The following is a 20,546-nucleotide window of genomic DNA, read 5'->3' on the forward strand; positions in this document are numbered from 1 at the left end:
GGGGGCCGTCCGGCGCTAGGCTGGTACTGAGATGAAACTACTTGAGCAGCTGCCCTCCGGTCCTTCCGCCACCCGCACCATCGACCCCGATGAGCTCTACACGTCCTTCCTGGAATGGGTGGAGAGCCGCGGCATGTCCCTGTACCAGGCCCAGGACGAGGCCGTGATGGAACTGGTTTCCGGCCACAACGTCATCCTGGCAACCCCCACCGGGTCCGGGAAGTCGATGGTGGCCATTGCCGCGCACTTCTACGCGATGGCCCTGGATGAGCGCAGCTACTACACCGCCCCCATCAAGGCACTGGTTTCCGAGAAGTTCTTCGCGCTCTGCGACATCTTCGGTGCGGAGAACGTCGGGATGGTCACCGGCGACTCCTCGGTCAACAAGGACGCGCCGATTATCTGCTGCACCGCCGAGATCCTGGCGAACATTGCCCTGCGCGAAGGGCCGGACGCCGACGTCGGAACCGTGATCATGGACGAGTTCCACTTCTACTCCGACCCGCAGCGCGGCTGGGCCTGGCAGGTCCCGCTTTTGGAGCTCCCGCAGACCCAGTTCCTGCTGATGTCCGCCACGCTGGGGGACATGACCCGGATCGCAACGGATCTCTCCGAGCTGACCAACCGGGACACGGTCACGGTCTCCTCCGTGGAGCGGCCCATCCCCCTGCATTACTACTACGTCGAGACCCCGGTCCAGGAATCCCTCGAGGAACTGCTGGCAACCAAGCAGGTTCCCGTGTACGTGGTGCACTTCAGCCAGATTGAAGCCATTGACCGTGCCCAGGCACTGATGAGCATCAATGTCTGCACCCGGGAGGAAAAGGACCGGATCGCCGAACTGATCGCCGGTTTCCGCTTCGCACCGGGCTTCGGCAAGACGCTGAACCGGCTGGTGCGGCACGGAATCGGCGTGCACCACGCCGGCATGCTGCCGAAGTACCGGCGGCTGGTGGAACAGCTGGCCCAGGCGGGGCTGCTGAAGGTCATCTGCGGCACCGACACCCTCGGTGTCGGCATCAACGTGCCGATCCGCACGGTCCTGATCACGGCCCTGTCCAAGTACGACGGCGTCCGCACCCGGCCGCTGAACGTCCGGGAATTCCACCAGATTGCCGGGCGCGCCGGGCGGGCCGGTTACGACACCGCGGGGACCGTCGTCGTGCAGGCACCGGAGCACGTTATTGAGAACGCCAAGGCGATGGCGAAAGCCAAAGCCAAGTTCGGCGATGACCAGAAGAAGCTCCGCCAGGTCGCGAAGAAGAAACCGCAGGCGGGTTTTGTGTCCTGGGGCGAACCCACCTTCACCAAACTGGTGGAGGGAACTCCGGAACCGCTGACCTCCAGCTTCAACGTCACCCACGCCATGCTGCTGAACCTGCTCGAACGCCCGGGCGACCCGTTCCGTGCCGCCAAACACCTGCTCACGAACAACCACGAGACCCGCTCCTCGCAGCTGAAGCTCATGCGGAAGGCACTGGGCATCTACCGCGAACTGAAAACGGCCGGCATCGTGGAGAAGCTGCCCACCCCCGATGCCGACGGCCGCCAGGTCCGGCTCAAGGTGCATCTGCAGCCGAACTTCGCGCTCAACCAGCCGCTCTCCCCCTTCGCCATGGCTGCACTGGAAATCCTGGACCCGGAAAGCCCGTCCTACGCCCTGGACGTGGTCTCGGTGATCGAGGCGACGCTGGAGAAGCCGCGGCAGGTCCTCTCCGCCCAGGAGAAGAAAGCGCGGGGCGAAGCCATTGCCGCCATGAAGTCCGAGGGCATCGAGTACGACCAGCGGATGGCCCTGCTGGAGGAGGTCACGTATCCGCAGCCGCTCGCGGAGCTGCTCTTCCAATCCTTCGAGGTGTACCGCAGCGGCGCTCCCTGGCTGGGCGACTTCGAGCTGACTCCAAAGTCCATCGTCCGGGACATGTACGAACGGGCCATGAGCTTCGGCGAATACGTGGCGTTCTACTCGCTGGCCCGCTCCGAAGGCGTGGTGCTGCGCTACCTGGCCGACTGCTACAAGGCCCTGCTGCAGACGGTTCCGCCCGAAGCCCTGCGTGAGGACCTCTCCGACATCATCGAGTGGCTGGGCGAACTGGTCCGGCAGACGGATTCCTCCCTGCTGGACGAATGGGAGGAACTCGCCGCAGGAATCGATTCCTCCGCAGGCAGCGAACCCGTGCTGCCCCCTGCTCCGGAAAAGCTCACCGCCAACACCCGCGCCTTCCGTGTGATGGTCCGCAACGAAATGTTCCAGCGGGTAAAACTGTTCGCTGATGAGGACGACGCCGCGCTGGGCACGCTTGACGCCGGCTCAGGCTGGGATGCGGACCGCTGGGCGGATGTGCTGGATGCGTACTTCGAGGAGCACGACGACATTGACGACGGCCCTGATGCCCGCGGACCGCAGCTGCTGATCATCAAGGAGCTGCCCGGCAAATGGGAGGTGCGGCAGATCTTCAAGGACCCTGCCGGGCACCTGGACTGGGGGATCACCGCCGAGGTTGACCTGGCCGCGTCGGATGAAGCCGGAAGCCCCGTGATCCGCGTGATCCACGCCGGGCGCCTGGACTAGCCCGGGCTATCCGGCCGCGAGCCAGTGAACGTACGCGGCCATGCTCAGGGCATCTGCTATCTCACCGGCCGCGGCCAGCTGGGGGAACTGCTCAACGGGAACCCAGCGCAGGCCGTCGGTCTCCCCGTCCGCCGCCTCGACGGGGGCTGCGGACGGAAGCTTGGCGGTGACGACGACGGCGGAGCCCTGCAGCAGCGAGGTGTCCGCCCAGACGTTTCCAAGGGGCGTGAAACCCGTCCCCGCCAGCCCGGTCTCTTCCCGCAGCTCACGTTCCGCGTCCCGTCCGGCCTGGGCCCGGACTGATCCGGTGCCGCCCTGGGTGCCGAAGCCGCGGGGGAATTCGAGGAACGAGCGTCCAGCAACCGGCCGGAAGTGCTCCACCATGGCAAACCGGCCCTCGTGCACGGCCACTATCACAACACCGGGTACACCGCCGTCGGCCACGAACCTGTGCTGCTTCCAGGTCTTGCCGTTCCGGGACACCTCGAAGGTCCAGAGCTCGAGGCGCGGCGGCCCGTTCCAGGCATAAACCAGTTCCGGGTTGCTGCCCTCCGCGGTGCTCATGCCTTCATCCCCGGGAAGTGGATATACGTTCTCATTCGTTTCCTTCTGGTCGCATGCAGGTCCGCCAGCTCGACGAGCGGAACAGCGACTGCAATTGACAACACTGACAACAACGCGGTGCTTACACCGGTAAAGAGACTGTCGGAAAAACCGGCCGCCAACGCACCCGTGATTGCCGGGAAAAGCGTCAGGCCAACCTTTGTCCACATGGCGCGGCGCACCTGTGGGCGGCTGACGGTGGAATTGGCCTGAGCTACCGCATACGCAAGGTTATCCGACGTCTTTTGGGACGGATTCGCATGCCAGTCACGGATAGCCTCCCGTGCCTGGTGCCGCAGCAGGGCATAGGCCTGCGGAGGCATGTCATGGAGCATTGAGACGAGGCTGCCCTGGAACTGGATGGTATCCGCGTCCCTGCTGCCGGTACTCCCCCGGCTGAAGCGGCGTATCGGCACGGCGGCGTCCGCTTCCTCCCGGAACCGCAGCCAGGTTGTCCCATGCTGGCGGGCCAGCGCATCGAAATATGAGCTCATCCACCAGTCAGCGAGTGCATTCCTATGCCCTGCGGCGGACGGCTGCAGTGACTGGAGGTACTCCCGGGCCAAGGACCGCTGGTCGATGCCGGCCAGATCCTCCTGGGCGGCTGCGAGTTCGGCATCGTCGAAACGCGGACGACGCCGGAGCGCGTCCAGCAGGTTGAAATTCCCCTCCCACTGCCGGACAGCGATCCGCTGTGCAGCAGCCTCCGCGAACCACGTTTCCCAAGCATCGGCCAGTTCGGCGAAAACCCCCGTCGGCTCGTCGATGCCGGCCGCGTCCGGTCCCAGTGAGGCTGCCTGCAGCTCAGCAGCGACTGTGCGGGCCACCTCTGCCCTGCTGCAGTCCCTGAGCCGCTCGCTGCGCCGCAGGTGCAGGTTCGCCGCCACGTTCTGCTGCAGATCAGGTGCCAGCCTGCTCAGCGCGGAGAACTCGAACTTTTTGAGGGTAGCGGCCTGCTCATCCTTATCCAGGAGCATGGAACGCAGGCTCTCCTCCAGCGAGGGAGCCCTGCAGAGCACAGTCAGCGACTCCTGGCCCAGATCCCGGACGAGGACGGCACGCACGGTTCCGGGACCCCGGTCCAGGAACAGGACGCCATCCAGGAGCTGGACATCAAGCAGCAGGATGTTCCTGCTGAGCAAGTCCGCAGCACGGAGCATCCCGGTGAAAGAGGTGGCGCCGGCGGGGAGGTCCTGCTCTGCCTGATCAAAGAACCTGCTGTTCTCAGGCACGTATCTGCCGAAGCAGTTTCTCTGTTCGAGGGTGTCGAAATCGAAAACCAGAGACTGCTTCAGCTGAACTGTGCGCGTGTTCTTACCCAGCGAATTCACCGCCCCCGTTGTCGTTCCAGCGAATTGCGCTGACAGCGGGCACGCGCCGGAGAATCCGTGGCACCGCTGCGGCAGGACTTGCCAGTGACCATTATCCATTGGTAGGCCGCGTCTTTTTGCCGCAGGGCGCACAGAGAGCTCAAGGCCCGGGCCCCTGGACTAGGCTGGGAACCATGCAGATCCGAGCCGCCCGCAGAGCCGACGTTCCCGTAATCCTTGAGCTGATTCATGAGCTCGCCATCTACGAGAAGGAACCCGACGCGGTCAAGAACACGCCAGAGGCACTGGAACAGCACCTCTTCGGTGACCACCCGGCCGTGTTTGCGCACGTGCTGGAAGATAATGGCACTGTCCAGGGGTTCGCGCTCTGGTTCCTGAACTACTCCACCTGGGAGGGCGTCCATGGGATCTGGCTGGAGGACCTCTACGTGCGTCCCGAAGGGCGCGGCCGCGGATATGGAAAGGCGCTCCTGCGCAGCCTGGCGCAGCTCGCCGTCGACCGTGGCTATGCCCGGGTGGAATGGTGCGTACTGAACTGGAACGAGCCCTCCATCCAGTTCTACAAGTCGCTGGGCGCCGAACCCATGGATGACTGGACCACGTATCGGCTCACCGGCGGGGCCCTGGACGAATTCGGTGCGGCTGAACCCGGCCAGACCCGGACCGTATGAGCATCCCGCACATAGCATCGGAGCCCGTCACCATCCGCGGTATGCGGGTGGTCGAACACCGGTTCAGCGTGCCGCTGGACCACTCCTGGCCGGACAGCGAACAGATCACGGTCTTTGCCCGTGAATACTCGGACCCCGAAATCTCCGGCACCGAGGATCTGCCCTGGCTGCTGTATCTGCAGGGCGGCCCAGGCGGCAAGGGGAACCGGCTGCTGCAGTTCGGTGGCTGGACCAAGGCCGCTTCCCGCCGGTTCCGGATCCTCATGCTGGATCAGCGCGGGACCGGACTCTCAACGCCCGCTAACCGGCAGACCCTCGCCGCCCGCGGGGACGCCGCCAGTCAGGCAGAGTACCTTGCGCATTTCCGGGCAGATTCCATTGTCCGGGACGCCGAACTTATCCGCACAGCCCTGGGCTCCGGCCCGTGGAGCATCTACGGACAGTCCTACGGGGGTTTCTGCGCCCTCACGTATCTCTCCTTCGCCCCGGAAGGGCTGAAGGAGGTCCTGATCACCGGCGGACTGGCCCCGTTGACCGGCCCGGCGGACCGCGTTTACCAGGCAACGTTTGCCCGGGTGGCGGCCCGGAACAAGGAGTATTTCGCCAAATATCCCGGCGACCGGGAACTCACCACCCGGATAGCCCGGCATCTGGAGGAAGTCCCGGAGTTCCTCCCTGACGGCGAACGGCTGACCGTGCGGCGTTTCCAGATGGCTGGTTCCTTCCTGGGCGGCAACACCCGCATGGACGGGCTTCATCACCTGCTTGAAGAGGCATTCATTCCAACGCCGTCCGGAGACCGGCTCTCAGACACGTTCCTGACCGCCGTCTGGCAGCTGGCGAACAGGTCCACCAACCCGCTGTATGCGCTGATGCATGAATCGATCTATGGCCAGGGCGAAGCCACGAACTGGGCGGCCTGGCGGGTTCTCTCCGCCTACCCGCAGTTCCGGCCGGATGCGCCCGAGCCGCTCTACACGGGCGAGATGGTGTACCCGTGGTACTTCGAGGAGGATCCGGGCCTGCGTCCCTTGCAGGAAACCGCGCAGCTACTGGCAGCGAAATCCGACTGGCCCGACCTCTACGACACAGATCAGCTCGCCCGCAGCACGGTGCCGGCCGCTGCTGCCGTCTACACCGACGACATTTACGTTGACCGCGGCCTCTCCCTGGAGACAGCCGCCGCAGTGAATGGCCTCCGGGTCTGGGAGAGCGCTGACTTCCACCATGACGGTATTGCCGACGACGGCGAAGCCATCTTCAACCGGCTGCTGGGCATGGTGCGCTCAGGCGAGTCGTAGGCAGATCCAGCCCGCGGTCTGTTGGAGCGGTCTGCTCCCGGCCTACCCTGTCAGCTAGGAATGCAAGGCGGCGGAAGGCCCTGACATGGCACCCAGTACACGTTTGGACGCCCCCCGGACCGAACATCCGGTCCCCGATGCTCCCAGATGGCGCAGGATCCTGTCCGCTGTCCTCGGTGTGTTCAGCGCCCTGCTGCTCGTAGCCGCGGTAACGGCCGGCTACGCGGCAAGTCTGGTGAGCAACACTGACCGGTACGTGGACACTGTTGGCCCGGTGATCCAGGACCCAGCCGTGCAGGCGAACCTGTCCCAGCAGATTGGAGACCAGATTACCGAACGGCTGGACATCAGCACCACCGTCGATGACGCCCTTTCCAGCCTTGACGATTCGCGTGCTTCGCAGGTGCTCGCCGCCGCCCTGGGACCGGTCATCGCTGACCGCACGAATGCCATGATCGACAACACCGTGACCAGGGCGGTCTCCAGCCAGGCCTTCGCCAATCTTTGGGTGGATGCCAACAGAAGAGCCCACGAAGCGCTGGTCCGCGCCATGGACAACGATTCGGGCGATATCGCTTCCATCGCACCGAACGGCGACGTCACCATCTCAACGACGGCGATGATCGGTGAAGTGAAGTCCCGGCTGCTGGCGAAGGGTGTGTCCGCGGCGTCAGCGATCCCCGACGGTGCCGGGCGGGACTTCACTGTCTTCCACGCGCCGGGCCTGGCCTCGGCGCTCTCCGCGCTTGCAGCGCTGGAACGCGTGGCGGCTGTTCTTCCGTGGGCCGCCCTGGTGGCTGCTGCCGCCGCCGTCCTGCTGGCTCCGCGGGGCAGACGCCTGCGGGCCGGCCTGGTGATTGCAGTGGCCAGCGCCGCGGCGGCCCTCGTGCTGGTGCTGGCGCTGCGCATCGTCCAGCAGATGGGCGTCCAGGAGCTGACGGGCAGTGCAGTATCCCCTGACGCGGCTGCGGCCCTCAGCGATGCGTTCCTGGGCCCGCTTGCCGCCGCACTTCGGACGGTGCTGGTGCTTGGCCTGCTTGCGGTGCTGGTGCTTTATGCTGCAGGGCACCCGGCCCAATGGCAGCCGTGGATGCTGCGTTACCAGCGCTGGTGCCAGGGTATTGCTGCGGGAATCGTCGTGCTGGTGCTGTTCATTCCCGGGCTGACCGCCGGCACCACACTCGGTATCGCCGTCGTGCTGGTCGGTTTGATCGTCGTCCTTGAGGTGCTCGGCCGGCAGAAGGCGGCGAACCAGCCGCCAGCCACGCCGCCGCCCGCCCCTCCGTCTTCATCCACCCCGCCGGCCCCGCCCACCCCACCGTCTTCATCCACCCCGCCAGCCCCGCCCACTGCACCGGTCTCCGCCTAGCCCGGCAGCACTTCGTGCCGGGCCAGGCGGAGCCGGGCTGCTTAGGCCAGCGCCTTGGCCTTGAGCCGGCCGAACTCGTCGTTGGTGATCAGTCCTTCATCCAGCATGGATTTGGCGGAACTGATCTGTTCGGCGGCGCTCTGGGTTCCGGCTGTCTGGCGGATGTACTGTGCCGTCTGTTCTTCTGCCTCGTGAGCCCGGCGGACACTCCGGGCCGCCATGCCCTTCCCCCTCGCAATCACGTAGACCAGGGCCGTCAGATAGGGAACAAACAGCAGGAAGAAGATCCAGACTGCCTTCAGCCAGCCGTTCATGCTGTCATCGCGGAAAATGTCCGCGAAGATCTGGAACAGCAGCATGAGGTAGGCGAAAAGGAAGAACACCGCGATGATTGACCATAGGACTTCGAAGAAGTTCATTGCTGCTCCTCGGGAGCGTGAAGCGGAAACAAAATGGCCCCTAAAGGCCGTGGGTGTCCCTATTCGGGATGGTCGTAGTAGATGAAGGCTAGCACCGGCGTCCGGCCAGGTCGCTGGTGGACGCCGGTTCTGCCGCCCCCATAAACAAAACGGCTGCCCGGCAGGTTCCCCCGCCGGGCAGCCGCAGCAGCTGCTTCAGTGTTTCCTAGTGCTCCGGGGAGTTTCCGGGTACCCGCGGATCGGAGGCCCGGAACCGGGCCTGAGCTTCTTCCGAAATCTCCGGCAGCTCAACGTCCGGACGGTTCTGGGAAGCCTTTTCCGCGGCGCGGTAGGTCGCCGAAACATTCTCGTAGGCCTGGACGCGCTCCTCATGCGCAGCGTCCTCTCCCAGGCTGCGGTACACGGTCAGGGCGTTCTCCAGGGACGCAACGGCCTGGACGGCTTTGGCCTTCGGGCTGAGCAGGCTGGCCACTGTCGCAATGACGATGGTGCCTAGGATGACGGCCAGGGAAACGAAGGTCGGGATTTCCGGGGCCCAAGCCACCGGCTCGCCGCCGTTGATGAACGGCAGCTCGTTGACGTGCAGCGCATGGAGGATGAGCTTCACGCCGATGAAGGCCAGGATGATGGACAGTCCGTGCTTGAGGTAGATCAACCGGTCCATGAGTCCGCCCAGGAGGAAGTAGAGCTGGCGCAGGCCCATGAGCGCGAAGATGTTGGCGGTGAAGACAATAAATGCGCTCTGGGTGAGGCCGAAGATGGCCGGGATCGAGTCCACCGCGAACATCAGGTCCGTGACCCCGATGGTGATGAAGACAACCAGCATCGGGGTGAAGACCTTTTTGCCGTCGACGACCGTGCGGATCTTGCCTGCGTCGAATTTGTCCGTCATCGGCAGGAAGGAAGTGAGCCGGCGGATGAGTTTGTTGTCGCTGCCGGCGTCTTCATCCTCGCCGTTGTCAGTGGCCTGCTTGTACGCGGTCCAGAGCAGGAAGGCGCCAAAAATGAAGAAGACCCAGCTGAAGTTCTCGATCACTGCGGCACCGATGATGATGAAAATTCCACGCAGGATCAGGGCAATGATGATGCCGAACATCAGCACTTCCTGCTGGTACTTACGCGGTACCGAGAAGCGGGCCATGATGATGATGAACACGAACAGGTTGTCGATGCTCAGGCTGTATTCCGTGACCCAGCCTGCGACGAACTGGCTGCCGTACTCGGGTCCGGTGAAGACGAACATCATGGCGGCGAACAGCAGGGCCAGTCCCACGTAAAAGCCGACCCACAGGCCGGCTTCCTTCATGGACGGTTCGTGGGGGCGTTTGACGACCAGGAGAAGGTCGAAAAGCAGGACCAGTCCCAGGATGATAAACGTGCCGACCTCAAAGGCGACAGGTAATGCGGGCATGTAGAAAGACCTTTCAGAGCACGGAAAAGGCAGGGTCTTCCGGTTTCCTCCCGAACTGCCCCACCGACGCCAAGCAGTCTATCTCAGGCGTGCCCGGCGTTCTGCATCTGGCGCAGTTCCTTCTTGAGGTCGCCTACCTCATCACGGAGCCTGGCGGCCAGTTCGAACTGCAGCTCCCCTGCCGCCGCGTGCATCTGCTCCGTGAGCTGCTCGATCAGTCCGGCCAGGTCCTCGGCAGGTGCAGCGGCCAGCCCGTCCCGGCGGACGTTCTTGGCCTTACCCTTGGTCTTCTTGCGCGCGGTCTCTTCGAGCAGCGCCTTGGTGTCCGCGTCCTCGCGGGCCAGTGAATCGGTGATGTCCGCGATCCGCTTCCGCAGGGGCTGCGGGTCCACACCGCGCTCCTTGTTGTAGGCAACCTGGATGGCCCGGCGCCGGTTGGTTTCATCAATGGCATGCGCCATGGAATCGGTGATCCGGTCGGCATACATGTGGACCTGGCCGGAGACGTTACGGGCCGCTCGGCCAATGGTCTGGATCAGGGAGGTCGAGCTGCGCAGGAAGCCTTCCTTGTCTGCGTCCAGGATGGACACCAGGGAGACTTCCGGAAGGTCCAGGCCTTCACGGAGCAGGTTGATGCCCACCAGGACGTCGAAGGTGCCCAGCCGCAGTTCGCGCAGCAGCTCCACCCGGCGCAGGGTGTCGACGTCGGAGTGCAGGTACTCGACCTTGACGCCGTTCTCGAGGAGATAGCCGGTGAGGTCCTCGGCCATGCGTTTGGTCAGGGTGGTCACCAGAACACGTTCGTCCTTCTCGGTCCGCGTCCGGATCTCCGCCAGCAGGTCATCGATCTGGCCCTTGCTGGGCTTAACCACGACTTCCGGGTCAACCAGGCCGGTGGGACGGATGATCTGCTCCACCACACCGTCGGCCTTGCCCAGCTCGTACTTGCCCGGTGTTGCGGACATATAGACCGTCTGGCCAATCCGCTCCAGGAACTCATCCCACTTGAGCGGCCGGTTGTCCATGGCCGACGGGAGCCGGAAACCGTGCTCCACGAGGGTCCGCTTGCGGGACATGTCCCCCTCGTACATGGCACCGATCTGCGGAATCGTGACGTGGGATTCGTCGACCACCAGCAGGAAGTCATCGGGGAAGTAGTCCAGCAGGCAGTGCGGTGCTGTGCCCGGCCCGCGGCCGTCGATCCAGCGTGAGTAGTTTTCGATCCCGTTGCAGAAGCCCATCTGCTGCATCATTTCCAGGTCATAGGTGGTGCGCATCCGCAGCCGCTGCGCTTCGAGGAGCTTGTTCTGCCCTTCGAGCTCGGCGAGGCGTTCACGCAGTTCGTTCTCGATGCCGGTGATGGCCCGGTTCATCCGTTCCGGTCCGGCAACGTAGTGCGAGGCGGGGAAGACGTACATTTCCTCTTCGTCGCGGATCAGGTCCCCGGTGAGCGGATGCAGGGTCTGGATACTCTCGATTTCGTCGCCGAAGAACTCGATCCGGATGGCCTGTTCCTCGTACATCGGGATGATCTCCACGGTGTCGCCGCGGACCCGGAAGGTGCCGCGGTGGAAGTCCATGTCGTTGCGCACGTACTGCATGGACACGAAGCGGCGCAGCAGGTCGTCGCGGTTCATTTCCATGCCGCGGCGCAGGGTCACCATGCCGCGGATGTATTCTTCAGGCGTGCCGAGACCGTAGATGCAGGACACGGTTGCCACCACGATCACGTCGCGCCGGGTCAGCAGGGCGTTGGTCGCCGAGTGACGCAGGCGCTCCACCTCCTCGTTGATGGAGGAGTCCTTCTCAATGAAGGTGTCCGTCTGCGGGACGTACGCTTCGGGCTGGTAGTAGTCGTAGTAGGAAACGAAGTATTCCACCGCGTTGTTCGGCAGCAGTTCCCGAAACTCGTTGGCCAGCTGGGCCGCCAGGGTTTTGTTCTGGACCATCACCAGGGTGGGCCGCTGCACCTGCTCCACCAGCCAGGCCGCGGTGGCGCTTTTACCGGTACCCGTGGCGCCCATCAGGACGACGTCTTTTTCGCCGGCGTTGATGCGTTCGGCCAGTTCCTTGATGGCCGTCGGCTGGTCACCGGCAGGTGAGTAGTCACTGACCACCCGGAACGGAGCAACAACACGATTGATGTCCTGCGCAAGACTCATGGTTTAACGCTACTCCGGGATGCGGTCAGCTCTTGTCCGTATTGCTCACGGCATAACGCCATGGCTGCCCCGGCTACGCCCGGTCAGCCCGCAGCCGCTGTTCGTTCAGGGGCACCAGCTGCTTCTCCCAAAGCTCCTTGACGGCCGCCACCAGCTGATCAGGGGTGCCGGTGTTATTGAGCACGACGTCGGCTGCCGCGGCCCGCTGTGCGGCTGTCGCCTGGGCGGCGATCCTCGCCTGCGCATCGGCAGGATCCATGCCGCGGTCCCGGATCATACGCTCCATCCGCAGCTCTTCCGGGGCTTCGACCACCAGGACGAAGTCGTAATTCCCCGCCTGCCCGGTCTCCACCAGCAGCGGGACGTCCTGGACCAGGATCCCGTCCCGGGGAACCTGGGACGCCAGCTCGGCGGCGCGGGCGCGCACCAGCGGATGAACGATGCCGTTGAGCACAGCGCGCCGTTCATCGTCTCCGAAGACCACAGCCGCCAGGGCAGCCCGGTCAAGCGTGCCGTCGCCGGCCAGTATTTCCGGACCAAAGGCGCCGACGACGGCGGCAAGTCCCTCAGTCCCTGGAGCGACCACCTCGCGGGCCAGCGCATCGGCGTCGATAAGCACGGCACCGCAGTCCGCCAGGGTCTGGGCGGCCAGCGATTTGCCGGCAGCGATCCCGCCGGTCAGTCCAACCTTGAGCATGGCTCCCACCCTACCCGGAAGCCCGGTGGGCGGGACGGCACCTAGACTGGAACTGTGAGTGATTTCGACGCGGCGGCGGGGCGCTACACAACCATCGCCGGGGAGCACCGCAGCGAACTCGAAATCAAGCGCTCACGCTTCATCACGGTGCTGCGGCGGACGGAAACCGAGCAGCAGGCCCGTGAACTGGTGGCGCAGCTGCGCCGGGAATTCCACGACGCGCGGCACCATTGCAGCGCCTTTGTCCTTGGTCCGGACCGGTCTGTTCAGCGCTCCAATGACGACGGCGAGCCTTCCGGGACCGCCGGGATTCCCATGCTGGAAGCCCTGACCAAACGGGAGACCTTTGACGGTGCTGCCGATCTGAGCGACATCACCGCCGTCACCGTCCGCTACTTCGGCGGGATTCTCCTGGGCGCCGGCGGTTTGGTGCGGGCCTACTCCGCGTCGGTGTCCCAGGCGCTTGCCACCGCTCCCCTGCTCCAGCGCAGGCGCATGCAGCTCTATGCGGTGTCGGCGGACCATGCCAATGCCGGGCGGCTGGAGAATGAGCTGCGGAGCGCTGGATACAGCATCAGAGGCACCGACTACGGCCCGGGCGGAGCCAGCATCACCGTAGCCCTGCCTGACGTCCCCGGCGGCGCCGATGCCTTTTTGGACCGGCTGGCGTCCCTCACCGCCGGCGGGTCCGCCGCCGAACCCCTCGCTACCGAATGGATCGACCTGTGACATCCGCTGCACCTTTCGCCTTCGATGTACTCGGCCGTGCCCCCGACGTTGAGGCTGAGAATCTCCAGGCCTACGACAGTGCGGACCGGCTGCTGCTGGATACGGCTGCGGATGATCTGGCAGCTGCCGAATCCGGCACGGTCAGCGTGATCGGGGATGCCTACGGTGCCCTCACCCTGGGGGCCGCGGCCCTGCACGGCCTCCACGGACTGCGGGTCCAGCAGGATCCGCTCTCCGGGGAACTTGCCCTCGACGCCAATGCCCGGGACCTGGGACTCGGGGACACCTACTCGCACCATGGGCTGGACCGCAGCCTCGTGGCCGGCGCCCGGCTGGTCCTCCTGCGCCTGCCGCGGTCTCTGGATGCCTTGGAGGAGATTGCGGCCGTCATTGCCCGGGACGCACACCCGGAGGTATGCATTTATGCGGGCGGGCGGGTCAAGCACATGACCACCGCCATGAATGACGTCTTGGGCCGGTACTTTGGCTCCGTCACTGCGGGACTGGGGCGGCAGAAGTCCCGGGTCCTGACTGTGTCCGTTCCCCTGCCCGAAACGGAGCGCCCGGAACCGCGCTTTCCGCTGGCCGCTGCGTACGACGTCGGGCTTCCGGTTCCGCTCCAGCTGCGGGCCCGCGGCGCGGCCTTCGGCGGCGCTGCGCTCGACCCTGGTACACGCTTCCTCCTTCCGCATCTGGCGCAGGCACGGCCCGCGGCGGAAGTGGTGGACCTGGGTTGCGGAAACGGAGCCATCGCCGCCTACCTTGCCCTGACCCGGCCGGAGGTACGCGTCCTGGCCTCCGACCAGTCGGAGGCCGCGGTTGCCTCGACTGCCCTGACACTGGAAGCGAACGGCGTCGCCGGAAACGCCGTCGTGCGCCGGGCTGATGCCCTGAGCTGGCTCAGTGATGCCTCCCAGGAACTGGTGGTGCTGAATCCTCCGTTCCATATCGGTGCCACTGTCCATGCGGGGATTGCCCTGAAACTCTTTGCGGACGCCGCCCGGGTCCTGAAGCCCGGCGGCGAACTGTGGACGGTCTGGAACAGCCACCTCGCCTACAAGCCTGCACTGAACCGCCTGGTGGGGCCCACCCGGCAGGTTGCGCGCAACCCGAAATTCACGGTCACGGTGTCCACCGCGCGCTAGTTTCCGCCCCGCCGTATAACGTTCGGGAAAAGTTCAGAGAGCGCTCTCTTGACAGTGAAGCCCGTCACACCTAGGCTCTCAGCAACATCAGAGAGCGCTCTCTGGGCGGTTCGGCAGCTTGGACCGCGACGGGCTCTTTGGATAGATCCACAGTTAGCGTCCCGTCCCAGGACAAGCCCAGTTACCACTCGGCACGGTCCTCCCCCGGGATATGAACCGGCAAGACACACACAAAGGAGTGACCGTGAAAAAGTTCCGACATTCAGCAGCTGTGGTGGCAGGTGCTGCGGCAGTTGCCCTGCTCGCCGCCGGCTGCGGAGGCAGCAGCGGCAACAGCAGCGAGCCCGCCTCGGAGAACAACCCGATTGAACTCTCCGTCACCACGTTCGGCACCTTCGGGTACGAAGATCTCTATGGGGAATACGAAGACGCCAACCCGGGCATCACCATCAAGGCCAACAACATCGACACCGGCGGCAACGCACGGACCGACCTTTTCACGAAGCTCGCCGCCGGCTCAGGCGTCAGCGACGTGGTGGCCATCGAAGAGGGCTGGCTCGGCGCCATCATGGAGGTCTCGGACAAGTTCGTGGACCTGAATGAATATGGCGCAGAGGACATCAAGGACAACTGGGTCGATTGGAAGTACAAGCAGGGCACCGATCCTGATGGCCGCGTCATCGGCTACGGCACCGACATTGGACCGCAGGGCATCTGCTACAACGGTGACCTGTTCGAAGCCGCGGGGCTGCCGAGTGACCGCGACGCCGTCGCCGAACTCCTGGGCGGAGCAGACGCCACGTGGGAGAAGTACTTCGAGGTCGGTAACCAGTACAAGGATGCCAGCGGAAAAGCCTGGTTCGACCAGGCTGGCTTCGTGTGGAACTCCATGGTGAATCAGATGGAGGAGGGCTACTACACGAAGGACGGTGAGCTGAACATCGAGGGCAATGATGCGATGATCGCCAACTTCAAGATGCTCTCCGGCTCGATTGATGACGGCCTGTCTGCGAACCAGGAAGAGTGGAAGTGGAACAACGGACAGTCCTTCCTCGACGGCACTTTCGCCACCATGGTCTGCCCCGGCTGGATGCTCGGAAATATCCAGGGCGGCATTGAAACCGCAGGCGGCTCCACCGACAGCGGCTGGGACTTTGCAGATGTGTTCCCCGGCGGTGCGTCAAACTGGGGCGGTGCTTTCCTCTCGGTGCCGGAAACCTCGGACCACAAGGAGGAAGCTGCCAAGCTCGCCGCCTGGCTGACGGACCCCCAGCAGCAGATCAAGCAGTCCGCAGCAGCGGGCAACTTCCCCAGCACCCTTGAGGCGCAGGAACAGCTTGCCTCTGATGCAACTCCGAACGAGTGGTTCAACGACGCCCCCACCGGAGCCATCCTGGCCTCGCGCGCCGAAGGCGTAGAGGCCCAGTTCAAGGGGCCGGACGATTCAGTCATCCAGGAGAAAGTCTTTGGCCCGGCCATCGATGACATGGAGACAGGTACCGCGAACGCGGACCAGGCATGGGAGAAGGCACTGCAGCTCCTCAACGACCTGGTCATCAACAACTAGCAGCACCGCACGCGGGGCCTCCTTCGGGGGGCCCCGCCCGGAGCACGGGAGTCTGCCATGACCGCCACACTGAACCGGCCTGTCCAGAAGAAACCGGTTAAGCCGCGGAAAACGTTCCGCCAACGCCTTTCCAAATGGGATATGAAGGCGTCCCCTTACCTCTACATTTCACCGTTCTTTATTCTCTTCGGCATTACCGGCCTGTTCCCCCTGGTATATACCTTCTGGGTATCCCTGCACGAATGGCACCTGCTCAAGGGACAGGGTGACTTTGTCGGGCTGCAGAATTTCGCCAGCGTGCTGGGCGACACCCGATTCTGGGGCTCGCTCTTCAACACTTTTTCGATTTTCCTCCTCTCCGCGGTTCCCCAGCTGGTAGTTGCGGTGTTCCTGGCGGCCATCCTTGACCAGCATCTGCGGGCCAAGACGTTCTGGCGTATGTCGGTGCTGCTGCCCTACGTTGTCACGCCCGTGGCGGTGGCGCTGATCTTCTCCAAGATGTTCTCCGAGGAGAACGGCCTGCTCAACAATCTGCTGGGCAACTTCGGCGTCGATCCGATTATGTGGCAGAACGGCACGTTGCCCAGTCACATTGCGATTGCCACCATGGTCAACTGGCGATGGACCGGCTACAACGCACTGATCCTGCTGGCCGCCATGCAGGCCGTCCCCCGCGATCTGTACGAATCGGCAGCGATCGACGGCGCCGGCGCCTTCCGGCGGTTCTTCAGCATCACACTGCCGAGTATCCGCCCCACCATGATCTTCGTGATCATTACTGCCACCATCGGCGGCCTGCAGATCTTTGCTGAGCCCAAGCTGTTCGACCCGGTCAATGCCGGCGGTATCCAAGGCCAGTTCCAGACGACAGTGCTGTTCCTGTGGGATATGGGCTTCCAGAGACAGAACTTTGGCAAGGCCTCAGCCGTGGCCTGGCTGCTGTTCCTGATCATTGTGCTGGTGGGCATGGTCAACTTCCTTATTTCCAAGCGGATCGCCACCGGGGATTCCCAGCGGCCACGTGCCTCAAGGAGAAAGTCATGAGTGTCCTACAGCGAGCCCGGGCAATCCCAGGAACCGGGACGGGGTCAGGGGCCGGGAAGCCGATCCGCAAACGGCGCACGGGGCAGTCCTTCGGCAGCGGCCGTCGTCCCGGGTTCCTGACCTACGGGATCCTCCTGGTTTTCCTGTTCTGCTCCGCCTACCCTCTCTGGTGGTCAGTTCTCATTGGCAGTAACGGAAATCCCGCGCTTGGGCAGGAATGGCCTCCCCTCCTGCCGGGCGGAAGGTTCTGGAGCAACGTCGCCGAGGTCGTAAACACCGTGCCGTTCTGGCAGGCGCTCGCCAACAGCCTGATTATTTCCGGCACCATAACCGTCTCCGTGGTGATTTTCTCCACGCTGGCAGGCTACGCCTTTGCAAAGCTCAGGTTCAGGGGACGGGGGGTCCTCATGGTGGCGGTCATTGCCACCATGGCCATCCCCACGCAGCTTGGCATCATTCCGCTGTTCATGGTGATGCAGAAACTCGGCTGGACCGGTGAACTGGGCGCGGTGATCGTACCCGGGCTGGTGACCGCTTTCGGCGTGTTCTTTATGCGCCAGTACCTGGTGGATGTCATCCCCGATGAACTGATCGAATCCGCCCGGATGGACGGTGCCAGCATGCTTGGAACCTTCCGGCATGTGGCTCTGCCGGCGGCGCGGCCCGCCATGGCCATCCTGGGGCTGTTCACCTTTATGACGGCGTGGACCGACTTTATGTGGCCCATGCTCGTGCTGGCAGACAATCCGACTCTGCAGGTGGCACTCAGCCAGCTGCAGTCGGCCCGCTACGTGGACTATTCAATCGTCCTGACCGGTGCCGTGCTGGCAACAGTTCCGCTGCTGATTCTCTTCGTGGCAGCGGGCAAACAACTTATTTCAGGAATTATGCAGGGAGCAGTGAAGGGCTAATGACGAAGAACACCCCCACCACAGACAATTTTCCGCCTGGCTTCATCTGGGGATCGGCCACGGCCGCAGCCCAGGTGGAGGGCGCAGCCTGGGAAGACGGCAAGGAAGACTCGGTATGGGACGCCTTTGCCCGCATCCCCGGCAATGTGCTCAACGGAGACACCCCCGCCACCGCGGTTGACCACTACCACCGGATGCCGCAGGACGTTGCCTTGATGAAGCAGCTCGGCCTGGATTCCTACCGGTTCTCCACCAGCTGGGCGCGGATCCGTCCGGGCGGACGGGATGTCAATCCCAAGGGCCTGGACTTCTATTCGCGTCTGGTGGACGAGCTGCTGGAGGCCGGGATCCTTCCCTGGCTGACCCTCTACCACTGGGACCTGCCCCAGGGACTCGAGGATGCCGGCGGCTGGGCGAACCGGGACACGGCGTACCGGTTCGCGGAGTATGCACAGGACGTTTACGCTGCACTCGGCGACCGGGTCCGGCACTGGACGACGTTCAACGAGCCGTTCTGCTCCTCCCTGCTGGGGTACGGATCAGGGGTTCATGCCCCCGGGCGGCAGGACCCCCGGGCCGCCGTCGCCGCTGTCCACCATCAGCATTTGGCACATGGAATGGCGGTCACGGAACTGCGGGAGCTCGGTGCCGAGCAGATCGGCATAACGCTGAACCTCAGCAACTCCATCCCCCGGGATCCTGCAGACCCCGTGGACCGCGAGGCAGCGCGTCTCTTCGACTCCCTGCAGAACCGGATCTTCCTGGAACCGATCCTTCGCGGCGCGTACCCCGAGGACTCGCTCAAGGACCTGGAGCCCTTTGGGCTTCATGACCTGATCCGGCCCGGCGACATGGAGACCATCGGCGCACCTATCGATTTCCTGGGCGTCAACCACTATCACGACGATCTGATCAGCGGCCACCCGGATACGTCCGGGGCCGACGGACACGGCGGCGGCGGCGCCCGCCCGAAGGCCTCCCCCTGGGTCGGCGCCGAGCACATCACGTTCCCTTCACGCGGCCTGCCGCGGACAGCGATGAACTGGGAAGTGAACCCTGACGGGCTGCGGAAACTCCTGGTGCGCCTCAGCCAGGAGTACCCGGAGCTGCCGCCGCTCTACATCACCGAGAACGGCGCCGCCTACGACGACGTCGTCAGCGGTGAAGGCACCGTGCCTGATGCCGACCGCACCCGGTTCATCCTCGATCACGTCCAAGCGGTCGGTGCTGCGATCGAACAGGGCGCTGACGTCCGGGGTTACTTCGTCTGGTCCCTGCTGGACAACTTCGAATGGTCCTGGGGCTATGAGAAGCGTTTCGGCATCATTCATGTGGACTACCAGACGCAGGTCCGCACCATTAAGGACAGCGGCCTGGCGTACAGCCGTTTTGCTGCTGCCGCCCGGAACGGAAACTCGCCGGTGCCGGAAGTGCCGGCTGCAGCGCCGGTCGGCTGAATGAAACTAGACTGGAAACCCCGGCCCGGCCCGGGACGAGGGGAACGGATTTCGGTACATGGAGACCACGGTGGGTATTGAAACCGGCCAATCGCGGCCAGCGCCGACACTGGAGATGGTGGCGGCGCTGGCCGGTGTGTCACGGGCGACAGTCTCACGCGTAGTGAACGGTTCGACGTCGGTGGCCCCGGAACTGGCGCAGAGCGTTGAGCAGGCAGTGCGTGCGCTGAACTACGTTCCCAACCGCGCTGCCCGGACGCTGGCCAGCAGACGAACGTACACGATCACCCTGCTGGTCCCCGAGTCGACCTCCAAGGTGTTCGCTGATCCGTTCTTTGCGACCGTTGTCGAGGGCGTGGCCAAGTACCTGAACTCCACCGAGTACATGCTGAACATGGTGACCTCTTCGGAAGCGGACCCGGGCAAGACCCAGCGGTACCTGATGGGCGGGAACGTGGACGGCGTCCTGGTGGTTTCCCACCACAGCGGCGATCATTCCTGGGAACACCTCAATGACGCGCTGCCGATTGTGTTCGCAGGACGGCCGCTGCTCAACGCCAGTGACAGCTACTACGTTGAGGTGGACAACGAAGAGGGAGCGCTGGCAGCTGTCCAGCGCCTCATCACCACCGGGCGCCGAAACATAGCGACGATCGCAGGCCCCCAGGACATGCCGCCGGGCGTGGACCGGCTGGCCGGCTGGCGGTCCGGGCTGGCGGCTGCGGGGCTGGATGATGCCCTCGTTGAATACGGTGATTTCACCGTTGCTTCCGGCGAAGCTGCCATGCGGCGGCTGCTGGCGCGCGGGAAACCGCTGGACGGGCTGTTCGCGGCGAACGACCAGATGGCTGCCGGTGCCCACGCCGTCATCCAGGAGCATGGGCTGCGGATCCCTGAGGATATCGCCGTCGTTGGTTTTGACGATGATCTCTTCGCGACCAGTGTCTCCCCTGCATTAACCACGGTGCACCATCCCATCTCGGACCTGGGCGAGAAGATGGCACACATGCTGGTCGAACTGATCGAGGGGCGCCCGGCGCACCGCGTGTGCCGGCTGCCCACCTCGCTGGTGGTACGGGACTCCGCCTAGCGCTCCCCTGCGGCGGGCCGTCGGGTTCTGCCCGGCGGTCCGCCGACAGGAATGCCGGCAGGTATGC

At 64.4% G+C, this 20,546-nt stretch carries 17 protein-coding genes; 11 read left to right on the forward strand and 6 right to left on the reverse strand.

The window, feature by feature from the left end:
• The first annotated feature begins 31 nt into the window (after nucleotides 1-31).
• A complete protein-coding gene (locus tag H9638_RS08005) occupies nucleotides 32-2,572 on the forward strand; it encodes a DEAD/DEAH box helicase (protein WP_191746667.1) in 2,541 nt (846 codons plus the stop codon).
• A gap of 6 nt (nucleotides 2,573-2,578) precedes the next feature.
• Here the strand turns inward: H9638_RS08005 and H9638_RS08010 are convergent, their stop codons facing one another.
• Nucleotides 2,579-3,136, reverse strand: a complete 558-nt coding sequence (locus tag H9638_RS08010) for an NUDIX hydrolase (protein WP_191746668.1) — start codon at nucleotides 3,134-3,136, stop codon at nucleotides 2,579-2,581.
• Nucleotides 3,133-4,407: a hypothetical protein gene (locus H9638_RS08015; protein WP_191746669.1), complete on the reverse strand. Its 1,275-nt coding sequence runs from the start codon at nucleotides 4,405-4,407 to the stop codon at nucleotides 3,133-3,135. Before H9638_RS08015 ends, H9638_RS08010 begins: the two co-directional genes overlap by 4 nt.
• Before the next feature lie 272 nt (nucleotides 4,408-4,679).
• Here H9638_RS08015 and H9638_RS08020 point away from each other — a divergent pair, with 272 nt between their 5' ends.
• The 3 genes from H9638_RS08020 (at nucleotide 4,680) to H9638_RS08030 (ending at nucleotide 7,847) form a co-directional block, all read left to right on the forward strand.
• Nucleotides 4,680-5,177: a GNAT family N-acetyltransferase gene (locus tag H9638_RS08020; RefSeq protein WP_191746670.1), complete on the forward strand. Its 498-nt coding sequence runs from the start codon at nucleotides 4,680-4,682 to the stop codon at nucleotides 5,175-5,177.
• Nucleotides 5,174-6,478 (forward strand): alpha/beta fold hydrolase, encoded by a 1,305-nt coding sequence (locus tag H9638_RS08025; protein WP_225217149.1) that lies wholly within the window; start codon nucleotides 5,174-5,176, stop codon nucleotides 6,476-6,478. The genes H9638_RS08020 and H9638_RS08025 overlap by 4 nt, the downstream gene beginning before the upstream one ends.
• A gap of 85 nt (nucleotides 6,479-6,563) precedes the next feature.
• Nucleotides 6,564-7,847, forward strand: a complete 1,284-nt coding sequence (locus H9638_RS08030; protein WP_191746671.1) for a hypothetical protein — start codon at nucleotides 6,564-6,566, stop codon at nucleotides 7,845-7,847.
• A gap of 41 nt (nucleotides 7,848-7,888) precedes the next feature.
• Here H9638_RS08030 and H9638_RS08035 read toward each other — a convergent pair whose 3' ends face one another.
• The 4 genes from H9638_RS08035 to coaE all read right to left on the reverse strand — a co-directional run bounded on the left by H9638_RS08035 (nucleotide 7,889) and on the right by coaE (nucleotide 12,536).
• A complete protein-coding gene (locus H9638_RS08035) occupies nucleotides 7,889-8,266 on the reverse strand; it encodes a PLDc N-terminal domain-containing protein (RefSeq protein WP_191746672.1) in 378 nt (125 codons plus the stop codon).
• 205 nt (nucleotides 8,267-8,471) lie between these two features.
• A complete protein-coding gene (locus H9638_RS08040) occupies nucleotides 8,472-9,677 on the reverse strand; it encodes a TerC family protein (protein WP_191746673.1) in 1,206 nt (401 codons plus the stop codon).
• Between the two features lie 83 nt (nucleotides 9,678-9,760).
• Complete coding sequence (gene uvrB / locus H9638_RS08045) at nucleotides 9,761-11,839, reverse strand: excinuclease ABC subunit UvrB (protein WP_191746674.1); 2,079 nt, start codon at nucleotides 11,837-11,839, stop codon at nucleotides 9,761-9,763.
• A 73-nt stretch (nucleotides 11,840-11,912) separates the two neighbouring features.
• Nucleotides 11,913-12,536, reverse strand: a complete 624-nt coding sequence (gene coaE, locus H9638_RS08050) for a dephospho-CoA kinase (protein ID WP_191746675.1) — start codon at nucleotides 12,534-12,536, stop codon at nucleotides 11,913-11,915.
• A 54-nt stretch (nucleotides 12,537-12,590) separates the two neighbouring features.
• On the opposite strand from coaE, the gene H9638_RS08055 reads away from it, so the two are divergent.
• The 7 genes from H9638_RS08055 (at nucleotide 12,591) to H9638_RS08085 (ending at nucleotide 20,479) form a co-directional block, all read left to right on the forward strand.
• On the forward strand, nucleotides 12,591-13,265 hold the full coding sequence (locus tag H9638_RS08055) for a YigZ family protein (protein ID WP_191746676.1): 675 nt from the start codon (nucleotides 12,591-12,593) through the stop codon (nucleotides 13,263-13,265).
• Nucleotides 13,250-14,410 (forward strand): class I SAM-dependent methyltransferase, encoded by a 1,161-nt coding sequence (locus H9638_RS08060; RefSeq protein WP_191746677.1) that lies wholly within the window; start codon nucleotides 13,250-13,252, stop codon nucleotides 14,408-14,410. Before H9638_RS08055 ends, H9638_RS08060 begins: the two co-directional genes overlap by 16 nt.
• A gap of 244 nt (nucleotides 14,411-14,654) precedes the next feature.
• Nucleotides 14,655-15,977, forward strand: coding sequence for an ABC transporter substrate-binding protein (locus H9638_RS08065; protein ID WP_318241821.1), 1,323 nt, complete (start codon nucleotides 14,655-14,657; stop codon nucleotides 15,975-15,977).
• A gap of 57 nt (nucleotides 15,978-16,034) precedes the next feature.
• The gene (locus tag H9638_RS08070) at nucleotides 16,035-17,021 is read left to right on the forward strand and encodes a carbohydrate ABC transporter permease (RefSeq protein WP_191746679.1); all 987 of its coding nucleotides are present in this window, start codon (nucleotides 16,035-16,037) and stop codon (nucleotides 17,019-17,021) included.
• Nucleotides 17,018-17,932, forward strand: a complete 915-nt coding sequence (locus tag H9638_RS08075) for a carbohydrate ABC transporter permease (protein WP_191746680.1) — start codon at nucleotides 17,018-17,020, stop codon at nucleotides 17,930-17,932. Before H9638_RS08070 ends, H9638_RS08075 begins: the two co-directional genes overlap by 4 nt.
• Entirely contained in the window at nucleotides 17,932-19,389 is a 1,458-nt protein-coding gene (locus H9638_RS08080) for a GH1 family beta-glucosidase (RefSeq protein WP_191746681.1), read from the forward strand. The genes H9638_RS08075 and H9638_RS08080 overlap by 1 nt, the downstream gene beginning before the upstream one ends.
• Before the next feature lie 58 nt (nucleotides 19,390-19,447).
• Entirely contained in the window at nucleotides 19,448-20,479 is a 1,032-nt protein-coding gene (locus H9638_RS08085; RefSeq protein WP_191746682.1) for a LacI family DNA-binding transcriptional regulator, read from the forward strand.
• Nucleotides 20,480-20,546 lie beyond the last annotated feature (67 nt).

This window comes from Arthrobacter pullicola, from assembly GCF_014836875.1.
Taxonomy (GTDB): Bacteria; Actinomycetota; Actinomycetes; order Actinomycetales; family Micrococcaceae; genus Arthrobacter_B; species Arthrobacter_B pullicola.